Origin of the sequence: Paeniglutamicibacter cryotolerans (genome assembly GCF_014190875.1) — a bacterium.
In the GTDB taxonomy this organism is placed as follows: Bacteria; Actinomycetota; Actinomycetes; order Actinomycetales; family Micrococcaceae; genus Paeniglutamicibacter; species Paeniglutamicibacter cryotolerans.
Genome location: NZ_JACHVS010000002.1, coordinates 291,175 through 304,743 on the forward strand (window position 1 = coordinate 291,175; position 13,569 = coordinate 304,743).

Annotated in this window: 14 protein-coding genes; 8 read left to right on the plus strand and 6 right to left on the minus strand. The window is 66.4% G+C overall.

The window, feature by feature from the left end:
• Positions 1-124: 124 nt before the first annotated feature.
• The 3 genes from E9229_RS14480 to E9229_RS14490 form a co-directional block, all read right to left on the minus strand.
• On the minus strand, positions 125-2,095 hold the full coding sequence (locus E9229_RS14480) for an ABC transporter ATP-binding protein (RefSeq protein WP_183512328.1): 1,971 nt from the start codon (positions 2,093-2,095) through the stop codon (positions 125-127).
• Positions 2,092-3,825 (minus strand): ABC transporter ATP-binding protein, encoded by a 1,734-nt coding sequence (locus tag E9229_RS14485; RefSeq protein WP_183512330.1) that lies wholly within the window; start codon positions 3,823-3,825, stop codon positions 2,092-2,094. The genes E9229_RS14480 and E9229_RS14485 overlap by 4 nt, the downstream gene beginning before the upstream one ends.
• 159 nt (positions 3,826-3,984) lie before the next feature.
• Positions 3,985-4,626, minus strand: a complete 642-nt coding sequence (locus tag E9229_RS14490) for a TIGR03085 family metal-binding protein (protein WP_183512331.1) — start codon at positions 4,624-4,626, stop codon at positions 3,985-3,987.
• Positions 4,627-4,764: 138 nt separating this feature from the next.
• On the opposite strand from E9229_RS14490, the gene hisI reads away from it, so the two are divergent.
• The 8 genes from hisI (at position 4,765) to lgt (ending at position 11,803) form a co-directional block, all read left to right on the plus strand.
• Positions 4,765-5,166, plus strand: a complete 402-nt coding sequence (gene hisI / locus E9229_RS14495) for a phosphoribosyl-AMP cyclohydrolase (protein ID WP_183512332.1) — start codon at positions 4,765-4,767, stop codon at positions 5,164-5,166.
• Between the two features lie 48 nt (positions 5,167-5,214).
• The gene (locus E9229_RS14500) at positions 5,215-6,768 is read left to right on the plus strand and encodes an anthranilate synthase component I (RefSeq protein WP_183512334.1); all 1,554 of its coding nucleotides are present in this window, start codon (positions 5,215-5,217) and stop codon (positions 6,766-6,768) included.
• Entirely contained in the window at positions 6,765-7,382 is a 618-nt protein-coding gene (locus tag E9229_RS14505; RefSeq protein WP_183512335.1) for a Trp biosynthesis-associated membrane protein, read from the plus strand. Before E9229_RS14500 ends, E9229_RS14505 begins: the two co-directional genes overlap by 4 nt.
• Positions 7,383-7,501: 119 nt before the next feature.
• Positions 7,502-7,765 (plus strand): HGxxPAAW family protein, encoded by a 264-nt coding sequence (locus E9229_RS14510; protein ID WP_183512336.1) that lies wholly within the window; start codon positions 7,502-7,504, stop codon positions 7,763-7,765.
• Positions 7,766-7,767: 2 nt separating this feature from the next.
• Positions 7,768-8,607: an indole-3-glycerol phosphate synthase TrpC gene (gene trpC / locus E9229_RS14515; RefSeq protein WP_183512338.1), complete on the plus strand. Its 840-nt coding sequence runs from the start codon at positions 7,768-7,770 to the stop codon at positions 8,605-8,607.
• A 99-nt stretch (positions 8,608-8,706) separates the two neighbouring features.
• Positions 8,707-10,005 carry a tryptophan synthase subunit beta gene (gene trpB, locus E9229_RS14520; protein WP_183512339.1) on the plus strand — a complete coding sequence of 433 codons (1,299 nt, stop codon included), beginning with the start codon at positions 8,707-8,709 and terminating at the stop codon, positions 10,003-10,005.
• Positions 10,002-10,790: a tryptophan synthase subunit alpha gene (trpA, locus tag E9229_RS14525; protein ID WP_183512340.1), complete on the plus strand. Its 789-nt coding sequence runs from the start codon at positions 10,002-10,004 to the stop codon at positions 10,788-10,790. Before trpB ends, trpA begins: the two co-directional genes overlap by 4 nt.
• Positions 10,787-11,803 (plus strand): prolipoprotein diacylglyceryl transferase, encoded by a 1,017-nt coding sequence (gene lgt, locus E9229_RS14530; protein WP_183512341.1) that lies wholly within the window; start codon positions 10,787-10,789, stop codon positions 11,801-11,803. Before trpA ends, lgt begins: the two co-directional genes overlap by 4 nt.
• A gap of 10 nt (positions 11,804-11,813) precedes the next feature.
• On the opposite strand, the gene E9229_RS14535 is transcribed toward lgt, so the two are convergent.
• From E9229_RS14535 to E9229_RS14545, 3 genes are all read right to left on the minus strand, one after another.
• Positions 11,814-12,434 carry a hypothetical protein gene (locus E9229_RS14535; RefSeq protein ID WP_183512342.1) on the minus strand — a complete coding sequence of 207 codons (621 nt, stop codon included), beginning with the start codon at positions 12,432-12,434 and terminating at the stop codon, positions 11,814-11,816.
• Between the two features lie 190 nt (positions 12,435-12,624).
• Positions 12,625-12,909 carry a transcriptional regulator gene (locus tag E9229_RS14540; RefSeq protein WP_183512343.1) on the minus strand — a complete coding sequence of 95 codons (285 nt, stop codon included), beginning with the start codon at positions 12,907-12,909 and terminating at the stop codon, positions 12,625-12,627.
• A gap of 3 nt (positions 12,910-12,912) precedes the next feature.
• Positions 12,913-13,566: a hypothetical protein gene (locus tag E9229_RS14545; protein WP_183512344.1), complete on the minus strand. Its 654-nt coding sequence runs from the start codon at positions 13,564-13,566 to the stop codon at positions 12,913-12,915.
• Between the last annotated feature and the right edge of the window lie 3 nt (positions 13,567-13,569).

Genomic DNA, 13,569 nt, shown 5'->3' on the forward strand with positions numbered 1-13,569 from the left:
TTGGTCGAAAACATGTTTAACACGGAGCCGTGCCTGCTTTTCGTTAATGACGTCGCGGGGTTGGTTAATGACGTGGCGGGGGTCGGTTGGAGGTCAAGGACTCGACGCCTATTGGCGCGATTTCTTAGACGTCCTCGGCCGCGGGCATCGCGAACTGTGCATTGTAAAGTTCGAAGTAGGCACCTCTTGCCTCCAGCAGTTCGGTGTGCGATCCCTGCTCGACGATCCGGCCGGCCTGCATCACCAGGATCAGGTCGGCATCCCGGATGGTCGAGAGCCGGTGCGCAATCACGAAACTGGTGCGGTTGGCACGCAGGGCGGCCATCGCCTGCTGTACCAGCACCTCGGTGCGCGTATCGACCGAGCTGGTTGCCTCATCCAGGATCAGCACGCTCGGTTGGGCCAGGAAGGCGCGCGCGATGGTGATCAGCTGCTTCTCACCGGCGCTGACGTTCTCCGCCGAGTCGGTCAAGACGGTGTCATACCCCTCCGGCAACGAGCGGACGAACCGGTCGACATAGGTTGCGGTCGCCGCATCGATGATTTCCTGCGCGGTGGCACCGGGACGCCCGTAGGCGATGTTATCCCTGATCGTGCCGCCGAACAGCCACGTGTCCTGCAGGACCATGCCCATCCGGCCGCGCAGATCATCGCGTGCCATAGCGGCGATGTCCACTCCGTCCAAGGTGATCCGCCCGGAATCGAGTTCGTAGAAGCGCATCATCAGGTTCACCAGCGTCGTCTTGCCGGCGCCCGTGGGCCCGACGATGGCGATGGTGTGCCCGGGTTCGGCGGTCAGGGACACATGCTCGATCAACGGGGTATCGGGGGAATAGCTGAATGACACGTCATCGAAGACCAACAGGCCCTTCGAGGCGGTGGGACTCTGTGCAGGAGCGGCGTCCGGGACCTGTTCTTCGGCCTCCAGAAGTTCGAAGACGCGCTCGGCTGAGGCGACTCCGGATTGGATCAGGTTGGCCATGGAGCCGAGCTGGGCCAGCGGCTGGGTGAACTGGCGCGAGTACTGCAGGAAGGCCTGGACATCGCCCAGACGCATCGAACCGTTGGCAACAAGCGTGCCGCCGGCCACGGCAATTGCCACATAGGTGAGGTTGCCGACGAACATCATTGCCGGCTGGATGATCCCCGAGACGAACTGGGCGCCGAAGCTGGCCTTGAACAGTTCTTCGTTCTTGGCATCGAAAACGGCCCGGACCTCGCGCTGGCGGCCGAAGACCTTCACCAGCGAGTGCCCGGTGTAGTTTTCCTCGATGCCTGCGTTGAGTTCACCGGTGTGCTTCCACTGTCCGACGAACAGCTTTTGTGACCGCTTGGCGACAAGCGTGGTGATCAGCACGGTGATCGGGATCGTGATCAGGGCGATGACAGCCAGCAGCGGCGAGACGACGAACATCATCACCAGCACACCGACGACGGTCAAGATCGAGGTGACCATCTGGCTGAAGGTTTGTTGCAGGGACTGCGAGATATTGTCGATGTCATTGGTGACGCGGCTGAGCAGCTCACCGCGCTGCATCTTGTCGTAGTAGCCCAGCGGCAGCCGGTTGATCTTCTCCTCGACATCCTGACGCAGCCGGTACATGGTGCGCTGCACCACCTCATTGAGCACATAGGCCTGAAGCCAGCTGAAAATCGAGGAGAGCACATAGAGGGTCAGGACGCCGAGCAGGATGGTACCCAGGGCGTGCACATCCATTCCCACGCCCGGAGTCAGGTGCATTCCGGAAAGTAAATCGGCCTCCGAGTTCTCGCCCTGGGCCCGGAGCCCGGCGATCACCTGCTCCTGGGTCAGCCCGGCGGGAAGGCCCTTGGAGATCACGCCCTCGAAGATCAGGTTGGTTGCCTGGCCCAGAAACTTTGGTCCGAGCACGCTGAAGCCCACGCTGATCGCCGTGAGGACCAGCGTGGCGATCAGGCCAAGTCGGTGGGGGCGCAGCCGACCCAGTAGCTTCTTGGCCGACGGAAGGAAGTCCAGCGCCTTTTCGGCCGGCAGCGAGGCACCCATGGCCGGCCCGCGCCGCGGACCCATGGGCGGGCGTGCCGGCGCGGCGCTCCTGCTCCCCGTCGTGCTCATGCCGCTTCCTCCGCAGTGAGTTGGGAAGCCACGATCTCGGCGTAGGTGGCCGAGGCCTGCGACAGCTCCTCATGCGTACCGTGGCCCACGATGGCCCCGCCCTCCAGCACGATAATCAGATCGGCATCACGGATCGTGGCAACCCGCTGGGCGATGATGATCATGGTCGATCCGCTCCGGTGCTTTTTCAGCGCCAACCGCAGCCGGGCATCCGTTGCGCTGTCGAGGGCCGAGAATGAATCGTCGAAAACATAGATTTCCGGCTCCTTGACCAGCGCCCGGGCGATGGCCAGGCGCTGGCGTTGGCCTCCGGAGACGTTGCTGCCGCCCTGGGCTATCTCGGCGGCGAGTCCGCCTGCCATCTCTGAGACGAAGTCGGCTGCCTGTGCGATCCGCAACGCCGCCCACAACTCATCGTCCGTGGCATCGGGTTTGCCATAGCGCAGGTTGCTGGCCACCGACCCGGCGAACAGGTAGGGCTTTTGCGGGATCAGGCCGATCCGGCTCCAGAGCAGGTCGGGATCGAGTTCCTTGACATCAACTCCGTCGACCTTGACCGTTCCTGCCGTCGCGTCGAAGAGCCGCGGCAATAGGTTCACCAGGGTGGTTTTCCCGGCGCCGGTGCTGCCGATGATCGCCGTCGTCTGTCCGCTCAGTACGGTGAAGTCCAGATCGCGCAGGACCGGCTGTTCGGCTCCGGGGTAGGAGAAGGAAACGCCGTCGAATTCGATGGTGCCCTTCCCTTTGAGTAAGGTCACGCCGTGTTCGGGCATCACCACCGAGGATTCCGTGGTGAGCACCTCGCCGATGCGGTCCCCGCTGACCGCGGCCCGTGGCAGCATCACCCCCATGAAGGTTGCCATCATGACGGCCATCAGGATCTGCAGCAAGTAGCTCAGGTAGGCAACCAGCGCACCGACCTCCATGGTCCCGTCCGCGACCCGCAGCCCACCAAACCAGATCACCGCGACACTCGAAACGTTCAGCACCATCATGACGATCGGAAACATCAAGGCGAAGAGTCGGCCTGCTCCCAGAGCCGTTTCGGTGAGTTCCGTGTTGGCCTTGGCGAAACGGGCCGTTTCGAGGTCCTCGCGAACGAAAGCGCGGATGACTCGGATGCCCGTGAGTTGCTCGCGCAGCACCAGGTTCACCGCGTCGATGCGCTTCTGCATCCGTCGGAACAAGGGCACCATGCGCGTGATGATGAGCCCGATGGACACCAGTAGCACCGGCACGCTGACGGCCATCAGCCAGGAGAGTCCGAGGTCCTGCTTCATCGCCATGACCACGCCGCCGATGGCCAGGATGGGGGCGGCGACGAAGAGCGTGCAGGTCATCAGCACGACCATCTGCACCTGCTGCACGTCATTGGTCGTGCGCGTAATCAGCGAGGGCGCACCGAAGCTTGAGACCTCCCGCTCGGAGAATTCACTGACCCGGTGGAAGATGGCTCCGCGCAGGTCCCGGCCTAGTGACATGGAGGCCTTGGCTCCGAAGTACACGGCAGTAATGGCACACGCGACCTGCACCAGAGTGATGATCAGCATGACCCCGCCCGTGACCATGATGTAGTGGACATCGCCCTTGGCCACACCGTTGTCGATGATGTTGGCGACCAGGCTGGGCAGGTAGAGCGAAGCGATCGACTGTGCCGCCTGGAACAGGCCGACGGCGATGAGCAGTTTCGCGTACGGGCGCATATATCGACGCAGGATCCACCACAACATGTTTCCCCGCGGACGGGACGATGGAACCGCCACGGTCGACCCGGGGGGTTGCTGCGTCGAGGTGCCGCTTGAGGGGACTGCCATAGGCCTACGATAGGCCCCGGGCGCATCCGCCCACAATGGGTGAATTGCCCAAGTGCGGCTGCTCCGGCTGGCGCGTCAGAGGGAGAGGTGTGCGGTGGCCAGCAGCGCTATTGCTTCAGGGGATCCCTCGAAGGTCACCAGCGCCTGGGCGCCGCGGCCCGAGGCATGCAGCACCAATTCGGAAGGGGCGCCGCTGATGGCCACCGATGTTCCCGCCTTGCGCACCACATGGCGGATTCCGTCGGGTCGGACCAGGATGATCCCCACGTCGGACCCCCGGTACATCAGCGCCGCGCGGCCGATCAGGTTGCGCCACAGCAGTTCCGAATACCGGGCATCCAGCGCGCGCGGCACCCAGCGGTCAGAGGCCCGGCGGACGTCCTCTGTGTGGATGAAGTACTCCATGAGGTTCGTGGCCTGATCCAACGGGGGGATGGCCAGGGGGGAGAATCTGCCGGGGCCGGCCTCGAAGCGGCGGACCAGGGTGGCGAAGCCGGCGGGAGTCAGGGCCTCAGCGGCCAGGTTTTCCAGTTCGCGTTCCATCCGCTGTGCAAGCTGGCGCACGAGGATACCGGCTGCCAGCGGCGAATGTTCGCGCAAGACCAGGTGTGCGGCCAGATGCCGGGTTTCCCACCCGGCGCACAACGTGGCGGCCGTCGGACCCGCGGCAAGCAGGACCTCGGCCAGAACTTGTCGGGAAGCTGGGACGAATCGCATCCCCTTGAAACTAGCATGAAGACCGGGGCATGGAGGAGACCGAAACCCTGCTTTTTATGCCGCGTCGGGAGCGGCGCGGTGGCCGATTGCGCGTCATCGTCGACACCGGGGGCCGGGGAACCGATTAGACTTGCGGTAATGCCGCACAACCCAGCTCCCGCTACCGGCGCCTCTGTCGCCGGCATGCTTGCCCCCGAGATTGCCTCCCTGCTCAAGAAGGACGGATCTGGCCTCATCGCCGCGATCATCCAGCAGGCCGACACGGGCGAGGTCCTCATGCTCGGGTGGATGGACGAGGAGGCACTGCGCCGGACCCTGAGCACCGGCCGGGTGACCTTCTGGTCGCGCTCCCGCAACGAATACTGGCGCAAGGGCGATACCTCCGGGCACATCCAGCTCGTGCACTCGGCCGCCATCGACTGCGATGGGGACGCCGTACTGATCAAGGTCGACCAGGTCGGCGCCGCCTGCCACACCGGCACCCGGACCTGTTTCGACGGGCGCGAGTTGCCGGCCGTCGTCGGCCGCCGCGTCTCCTGACGACCGTTTTTCCCCAGCACCACTAGACCAAGGATTCCCGGAACCCCCATGCATGTACTCGGTGTGATTACCCCCAGCCGCGAGCAGTTCCGGCACCTGGCAGCAGAGCGTCGCGTCGTTCCCGTGACGATGACCGTGCTGGCCGACGCGCTGACCCCGATCGCGATCTACCAGCGCCTGGCCAACGGCCGACCCGGCACCTTCCTGATGGAATCGGCGGCGGCCGGAGGGGTCTGGAGCCGTTACTCGTTCATCGGCACGCGTTCCCCGGCGACGCTGACCACCCTCGACGGTGCGGCACACTGGATCGGTACGCCCCCGGCCGGGGTGCCCACGCAGGGAAACCCGGTCGAGGTGCTGCGCGATACGGTGCGTGCGCTGCGCACCGAACCGCTGACCGGGCTGCCGCCGCTGACCAGCGGCATGGTCGGTTTCGTCGGCTGGGAAGCGGTCCGGCATTGGGAGAAGCTGCCCAACCCGCCCGTCGACGACCTGCACCTGCCCGAAATCGCCATGAACCTGGTCGGCGACATGGCAGCGCACGACAACACCGACGGTACGCTGACCCTGATCGCCAACGCGATCAACTTCAACGGGCTGGAATCCGGCGTCGACGCCGCCTACGATTCGGCCGTCGGGCGCGTGCGCGAGATGCTGGAAAAGCTCACCGAACCGGCTCCAGCCAGCGTGTCGGTGCTCTCGGGCACCGACATTCCGGCTGATGAGCTGATGGCAGCCGTCACCCACTCCTGGGACGAGGACTCCTACCGGCAGGCGATCCTGTGCGGCAAAGAGGCCATCGTGGAGGGCGAGGTGTTCCAGGTGGTCGTTTCGCGCCGCTTCGAGCTGGAGACGGCAGCCGACCCGCTGGACATCTACCGGATCCTGCGCGCCACCAACCCGAGCCCCTACATGTACCTGTACTCGCTCGAGGACGCGCGGGGCGGCACCTACTCGATCGTCGGCTCCTCCCCGGAGGCGCTGGTCACCGTCAACGACGCGCACGTGGTCACGCACCCGATCGCCGGATCGCGGCCGCGCGGGGCCACCTACGAGGACGACGCGCTCTTCGAGAAGGACCTGCTGGCCGACGAAAAGGAACGTGCCGAGCACCTGATGCTGGTGGACCTCTCGCGCAACGACCTCTCCAAGGTCTGCGTCCCGGGAAGCGTCGAGGTCACCCAGTTCATGGAGGTCGAACGCTTTAGCCACATCATGCACCTGGTTTCCAACGTCGTCGGCCGCCTGGAAAAGGGCAAGGACGGGTACGACGTGCTCGCCGCGACCTTCCCCGCGGGCACGCTGTCCGGGGCCCCCAAGCCGCGGGCGTTGCGCCTGCTCGATGAGCTCGAACCGCACCGGCGCGGGGTCTACGGCGGCGTCGTGGGCTACCTGGACTTCGCCGGGGACATGGACATGGCCATCGCCATCCGCTCGGCGCTGATCAAGGACGGGCGCGCGTACGTGCAGGCCGGCGGCGGCATCGTCGCTGATTCGCAGCTTGACGCGGAAGCACTGGAAACGGTGAACAAGACGGCGGCACCCCTGCGCGCCGTCTGGGCAGCAGGAACAATGGCCCCGGCCGGACTGGAAGACAAATGAGCACCGCCGAAACACAGCCAGCACCGCGCAAGGCGCTGTTGGGCAAGCGCAACGTCATCCTCGCCTCCGTGATCGGTGCCGTGCTCACGCTCGCCACCAGCACCCGGACCTGGATCACCGTTTTCCCCGAGACGAGCTCGGTCAAGATTCCCAACATCGTCGTCGCAGGGTCCGATGCCGCCACGGCCGTCGCGGCGCTCGCCGTCGTGGCCTTGGCCGGATCGGTGGCCGCTGCCATAGCCGGCAAGGTCGCGCGATGGATCATCGCCGTGGTCATCCTCGGCGCCGGGATCGGCATCGCCGGTTCCGCCCTGGTCGCGGCCCTGAACCCGGTCGGCGCCGCCGCATCCAAGGTCGGCGACGCCACCGGGTTGAAGACCATCACCGCCGACTATTCGGTGACCTTGTGGCCCTGGGTCGCCGTGGTGGCCGGGGTCTGGCTGGTGGCATCGGCCGTGTTGCTGGCAGTGGCCGGGCGCGGTTGGGCCTCGAGTAAGAAGTATGCCCGCGCCGAGGCCGCCTCGGGGGCCGAAGCCGCGACCGGCGACGAAGTGGAGATGGATCAGATCAACGGCTGGGATTCGCTCTCGCGCGGAGAGGACCCGACCGACTGAGTGGTCGCAACATGGAGTCCCGCTTGGCGTACGCAGGTGCCAAACAATGGCAGAATGGTTAGAAGTTCCGCCCGGGGCAACGTCCCCGGTCAGCAAACGGTGAAGAGGAGTATCCCACCATGGCTAACAACGTAGCCCAGTCCGCACAGGTAATCGATCCGATGCATGCCGAGCCCATCGGCCACGGCAACTCGGTGGCAGCCTGGACGCTCGTCGGGATCAGCCTCCTCGGCTTTCTGGTCGGCACCATCGGCTTCACCCTGGCCAACACCCCGGTCGTTCTGGTCGGCATCGTAGTCGTCATTGCCGGCTTCGTGGCCGGCTGGGTCATGAAGAAGCTCGGCTACGGCGTCGGCGGCCCCAAGTCCGGTAGCGGCCACTAGGCGTGAGCGTTCTTCAGGACATCATTGCGGGCGTTCGGGTTGACCTGGACGCCCGTCGTGCCATCATTGGTGAAACCGAAATCCGTGCCGCCGCGGCTGCGGCCCCGCCGGCCCGCGACGCGCTGGCGGCGCTCGGCGGCGGAGTCGATGCGGCGGTGCGTGATGCGACGCTGAAGGTCATCTCCGAAGTCAAGCGGCGCAGTCCCTCCAAGGGCGCCCTGGCCGACATCCCCGAACCGGCGGTGCTCGCGGCGCGCTATGCGGCCGGTGGCGCCGCCGTGATCTCGGTGCTGACCGAGGAACGCCGTTTCGGCGGCTCGCTCGCGGACTTCGACGCCGTCCGGGCGACAGTGGACACCCCGCTGCTGCGCAAGGACTTCACCGTCGAGGACTACCAGATCTTCGAGGCCCGTGCCCACGGGGCGGACCTGGTCCTGCTGATCGTCGCCGCACTCGATGACGGGGAGCTGAACCGGATGCTGGCGCTGACCCACGAACTGGGCATGAATGCGCTCATCGAGACCCACACCGAGGAGGAGGTCGCCCGCGCCGTGGCGGCCGGGGCCCGGATTATCGGGGTCAACGTGCGCAACCTCAAGACACTGGACGTGGACCGCGAGACCTTCTCGCGGCTCGCCTCCCTGATTCCCTCCGAGGCAGTGATCATCGCCGAATCCGGGGTCCGCGATGCGGCCGACGTGGCGCGCTATGCCGCCTTCGGCGCCGACGCGATCCTGGTCGGCGAGGCGCTGGTGAAGGACAACGACCCCGAGGCGGCCATCGCGGCATTCATCGCCGCCGGAACGGCGGCCAAGCCGGCCCGGAGCGCCGCTTCCGCCTAAGCGGGCGAGCGCATGCGGCCCGGCAATGGACCATCCGGGCCGCATGCGATCACCGTTACCCCACAGACCCTGACCACTGATGAAGAACAGGACGCGATCATGAATTCCATACCCAGCGAACCAGCAGAGCAGGGGAAGGACACGGCCGATGCGTTCCTGGCCGGTGCCTCCCTGCGCCACGCCCCTGGACCCTACTTCGGGGAGTACGGGGGACGCTGGATGCCGGAGTCGCTGATCGCGGCCCTCGACGAACTCACCGACACCTTCGAGAAGGCCAAGGCCGATCCGGAGTTCGCCGCGGAGGTGCTGGAGCTGAACCGCAACTACTCGGGCCGGCCCTCGCTGCTGACCGAGGCCAAGCGCTTCTCGCAGGAGGCCGGCGGCGCGCGCATCTTCCTCAAGCGCGAGGACCTGAACCACACCGGCAGCCACAAGATCAACAACGTGCTCGGCCAGGCACTGCTGGCCAAGCGGATGGGCAAGACCCGCATCATCGCCGAAACCGGAGCCGGGCAGCACGGTGTCGCCGCGGCGACGGCCGCGGCCCTGATGGGCCTGGAATGCGTGGTCTACATGGGCGCCGAGGATACCCGCCGGCAGTCGCTGAACGTCGCGAGGATGAATCTGCTCGGGGCCACGGTGATCCCGGTGACGGCCGGTTCGCAGACCCTGAAGGATGCCATCAACGAGGCGCTGCGCGATTGGGTGGCCAACGTCGACACCACCCACTACCTGCTGGGTACGGCAGCCGGGGCGCACCCGTTCCCCGCCATGGTCCGCTACTTCCACGAGGTCATCGGCGAGGAGGCCCGGGCCCAGATCCTGGAGCAGGCCGGCCGCCTGCCCGACGCCGTCGGCGCCTGCATCGGCGGCGGATCCAACGCCATCGGCATCTTCCACGGCTTCCTGGATGACCCGTCGGTGGAGCTTTACGGCTTCGAGGCCGGCGGAGACGGCGTTGACACGCCACGCCACGCAGCCACCATCACCCTGGGCCGCCCGGGCGTGCTGCACGGCGCCAAGAGCTACCTGATGCAGGACGATGACGGCCAGACCATCGAGTCGCACTCGATCTCCGCGGGCCTGGACTATCCGGGCGTCGGCCCGGAGCACGCCTACCTGTCCGACATCGGACGCGTGAGCTACGAGCCGGTCACCGACACCGAGGCCATGGACGCGTTCTCGCTGCTTTGCCGCACCGAGGGCATCATCCCGGCGATCGAGTCGGCGCACGCCCTGGCCGGCGTGCTGCGCGTGGCCAAGCGCAAGATCGCCGCCGGCGCCGTACCGGGGGAACTGATCATCATCGCGAACCTCTCGGGCCGCGGCGACAAGGACGTGGGCACGGCAGCCGAATGGTTCAACATCATCGAGTCCTCCGGGGAGGAAAACAAATGAGCGCTTCCAAATCGGCAGCCGCCATCGCCCGCGCCAAGGAACAGGGCCGCGCGGCACTGATCTGCTACCTGCCCGGCGGTTTTCCCGACGTGCAGGGGACCATCGACGCGGCGGTGGCCATGGTCGAGAACGGCGCGGACATCATCGAGGTCGGCATCCCGTACTCGGATCCGGTCATGGATGGCGCCGTGATCCAGGCGGCGACCGTCCAGGCGCTGGCCGACGGCTTCAAGGTCGCCCAGGTCTTCGACATCGTCAAGGGCATCACCGAGCGCACCGATGCGGCAGTGTTGGTGATGACGTACTGGAACCCGGTGCTGCGCATGGGCGTGGACGAGTTCTCCCGCCGCCTGGCCGAGGCCGGGGGAGCCGGGCTCATCACCCCCGACCTGATCCCCGACGAGGCGGCCGAATGGTTAGTCGCATCGGATAAGTACGGGCTGGACCGGGTCTTCCTGGTCGCCCCGTCCTCCACCCCCGAGCGCATGTCGGCCACGGTCGAGGCCAGCCGCGGCTTTGTCTACTGCGTGTCGATCATGGGTGTCACCGGGGCCCGGAGCAACGTCTCGGACGCCGCGCAGTCCGTCGTCGCAGCGGCCAAGGCAGCCGGCGCGCAATACGCCTGCGTTGGCCTCGGCGTCTCCAACCGCTCCCATGTCGAAGAGATCGGTGCCTACGCGGACGGCGTCATCGTCGGCACGGCACTGGTCGCGGCGCTCGGCGCGGGCGGGGTGCCCGCCGTCGGTGAATTGACAGCTGCGCTCAGCGGCAGGGCCGGGGCATGATGCCCGGCCTGCTTCCCGCCTCGATCCCGAGCCCGCCGCCGCAGTTCGCCCAGTTCCATATCGGACCGCTGACGATCCACGCCTATGCGCTGTGCATCCTGGCCGGCATCGTCGTTGCCATGTGGATGACCAGCCGGCGCTGGAACAGGCGCGGGGCCCCGGCCGAAGCCGTCTGGGACATCTGCATCTGGGCGATCCCGTTCGGCATCGTCGGCGGGCGGCTCTACCACGTGCTGATCACCGACCCGGAGTACTACTTCGGGCTCAACGGCATGCAGGCGCATTGGTCCGAGATCCCGCAGATCTGGGCCGGCGGCCTAGGCATCATGGGAGCCGTGTCGCTCGGCGCGCTGGGCGCCTGGATCGGCTGCCGCCGCGCCGGGGTACGGCTCTCGGCCTTCGCCGATGCCGCGGCCCCCGGGGTGCTGCTGGCACAGGCCTTCGGGCGCTGGGGGAACTGGTTCAACCAGGAGCTTTTCGGCACCCCGACCACCCTGCCGTGGGGTCTGCAGATCGACTACACCAGCCACAACTTCCCGCCTGGCCTGCCCCCGGGAACGCTGTTCCAGCCCACGTTCCTCTATGAATCGCTGTGGAACCTGGCCGGTGTGGGGCTGCTGCTGCTGCTTGACCGCAAGTTCAAGCTGCACCGCGGCTCCATGTTCTGGTCCTATGTGATCTGGTACGGCATCGGGCGCACCCTCATGGAGACCATGCGCATCGACCCGGCCGAGATCATCAACATCCTGGGCATCGGCCTGCGCGTGCACATGTGGTTGGCCATCGGGCTGGTCATCATGGGCCTGATCGGACTGCTCTACGTACTCATCCGCCTGCGGCCGCAGCCGGACCCGGGCATCTACCTGCCCGGCCGCGCGCCGGTCGAGGAAAAGGTCGAGGCCGGTTCCGTGAAGACGGCCACCGAGGCCGACGCGGACTCCACGGGCGGGGCCCCGGACCCGAAGGACACTCCGGACGACGGACCCGACGTGCCGGAACCCGACGCGAAATAGCACCCCCGGGCTATGTCCCCTCCGGGGGAAAGGCGAAGGCCGCAGCGATCACGCTGCGGCCTTCGCCTTTCCCCGGGACGCTGCCGCCCGGTTCTACCTCGTCGAGTCCGACGGATCCGCGGGCTAGCGGTTCCCCGGCAGCACGTGGGGTTCCTCCCTCCGCCGAACGAAGTCTTCGCGTTACCCGATGGCGTCCAGGGCCGGGGTCACGTCGAAGGCCATCGAATTCAGTTCGATCCTGGTCCCGGCGGTGCTTCGCAACGTCAACAGGGGAGCCATGCCCTGGCGGAGACGGCTGTACCTTATCGAGGTCCTTGTAGCGGATCCGTTTGATCCTGCGGCACCGGGTGCGCAGCACCATATCGGCATGCCGGAAGACGACGTACCAGTTGACGTAGATGGTCAGCAGCAGCGCAGCAGCAAGCATGGGCACGATGCCGCAGATCAGCAGGGGCAGGGTCCCGAGGGGCAACACGATCCAGCGGACCACCGGGATGATCTTCGGCTGGCGGATCGCCCCCAGGGCCTTCGGGTTTCGGTTCGGCCTTGTCCGCGACCAGCGCCCGAGCGTGTTGACGCCGGCGAGGACGAAAAGTCCCCTGCCGATGTAGCCCCAGCTTGCCGCGTCCATGATGGCTGGCTTCCATTCCGGGGACATCGACGTCCGTAGTCTCCTGATCCATCCTTGGCCCGGGGCCCTTGCGGCCCGTCCTCGGGGGACGGCCCCCGGAGCGTATCTCTGGGGTGGGGCAGCCCGGGTGGAATGCAGCGGAGCATGCCGTGACGGGCCTGCCAGGTTAATGCAGGCGTCGGCATGGGGTCTAGAGGAGTTCCATGAGCTGCTTCTTATAGGTATCGAATGCCGCCATGCCCGTGGCCGTGATGCCCAGGTAAGTGGCGGGGCTGCGTCCCTCGATGACCTTTGTCTGGCTGATGTAACCGGCATCTTCCAGCTTGCGTAGATGGGTGGAGAGGTTTCCAGCCGTCATGCTGAGGATCTCCCGGAGCTTGGGGAAACTCACCGAGTTCCGGGGTCCCAGGGTGTTCAGCACCGACATGACGCGGAGCCTGGCATCGGCATGGATGAGCGGATCAAGTTCGGCCATGACCTACTCCGCTTCCGGGATCGCCGGGAGGCGGGCCATGATGAGTGCGAGGATACCGGCGGCGCCGAGGAGAACGGGTCCTGCTAGGGCAAAGATGGCCATGAACAGCGTGGGGCCGGCGAGTAGTCCGGCGATGTTCACGACGGCGAAGCAGGCGCCGAGGACGAACATGGGCTTGTCATGGAAGATCGCGGCCCCTGCCATGTACATGATGGCGACGATCATGATGGCCACCGCGTTGATGAGCCAGCCGGTGGTTTCCGGCTCGGCGTCCGGCAGGAGCGTGAAGAGCGCGATGGAGAAAACAGCCAAGGTGGTGAATCCGGCCATCCAGCTCATGCCGTAGGCCATGCCGGCAAACCGGGAATCGCCGCGGATCTGTCGGCCCGAGCGGATGCCTGCCCAGGCGGAGAAGACAATGGCGGCCAGCAGGATCACCGCCCCGATGAGGAGTGCCGAGGCGAAGGGCAGTGGAAGCCATCCGGCGGTGGAACCCTGCAGCAGGCCGTAACCCAGCAGGTAGGCGGCGGCCCAGACAAAGTACAGGACCGCGACGTTCGGGCCGATGGACTTGCGTGTGCTCGTCTCGGCCGCGGTGATGGAGGCGAGGGCGGCCCGAGGGTCGAGGGGCTGGTCGGGGGCTGGAATGGAGTTCATGGT

Excerpts from the sequence above, each read along its gene's own strand:
- E9229_RS14480 (WP_183512328.1), bottom strand. The coding sequence starts at position 2,095 with ATGAGCACGACGGGGAGCAGGAGCGCCGCGCCGGCACGCCCGCCCATG.
- E9229_RS14485 (WP_183512330.1), bottom strand. The coding sequence starts at position 3,825 with ATGTTGTGGTGGATCCTGCGTCGATATATGCGCCCGTACGCGAAACTG.
- E9229_RS14490 (WP_183512331.1), bottom strand. The coding sequence starts at position 4,626 with ATGCGATTCGTCCCAGCTTCCCGACAAGTTCTGGCCGAGGTCCTGCTT.
- hisI (WP_183512332.1), top strand. The coding sequence starts at position 4,765 with ATGCCGCACAACCCAGCTCCCGCTACCGGCGCCTCTGTCGCCGGCATG.
- E9229_RS14500 (WP_183512334.1), top strand. The coding sequence starts at position 5,215 with ATGCATGTACTCGGTGTGATTACCCCCAGCCGCGAGCAGTTCCGGCAC.
- E9229_RS14505 (WP_183512335.1), top strand. The coding sequence starts at position 6,765 with ATGAGCACCGCCGAAACACAGCCAGCACCGCGCAAGGCGCTGTTGGGC.
- E9229_RS14510 (WP_183512336.1), top strand. The coding sequence starts at position 7,502 with ATGGCTAACAACGTAGCCCAGTCCGCACAGGTAATCGATCCGATGCAT.
- trpB (WP_183512339.1), top strand. The coding sequence starts at position 8,707 with ATGAATTCCATACCCAGCGAACCAGCAGAGCAGGGGAAGGACACGGCC.
- trpA (WP_183512340.1), top strand. The coding sequence starts at position 10,002 with ATGAGCGCTTCCAAATCGGCAGCCGCCATCGCCCGCGCCAAGGAACAG.
- lgt (WP_183512341.1), top strand. The coding sequence starts at position 10,787 with ATGATGCCCGGCCTGCTTCCCGCCTCGATCCCGAGCCCGCCGCCGCAG.
- E9229_RS14535 (WP_183512342.1), bottom strand. The coding sequence starts at position 12,434 with ATGGACGCGGCAAGCTGGGGCTACATCGGCAGGGGACTTTTCGTCCTC.
- E9229_RS14540 (WP_183512343.1), bottom strand. The coding sequence starts at position 12,909 with ATGGCCGAACTTGATCCGCTCATCCATGCCGATGCCAGGCTCCGCGTC.
- E9229_RS14545 (WP_183512344.1), bottom strand. The coding sequence starts at position 13,566 with ATGAACTCCATTCCAGCCCCCGACCAGCCCCTCGACCCTCGGGCCGCC.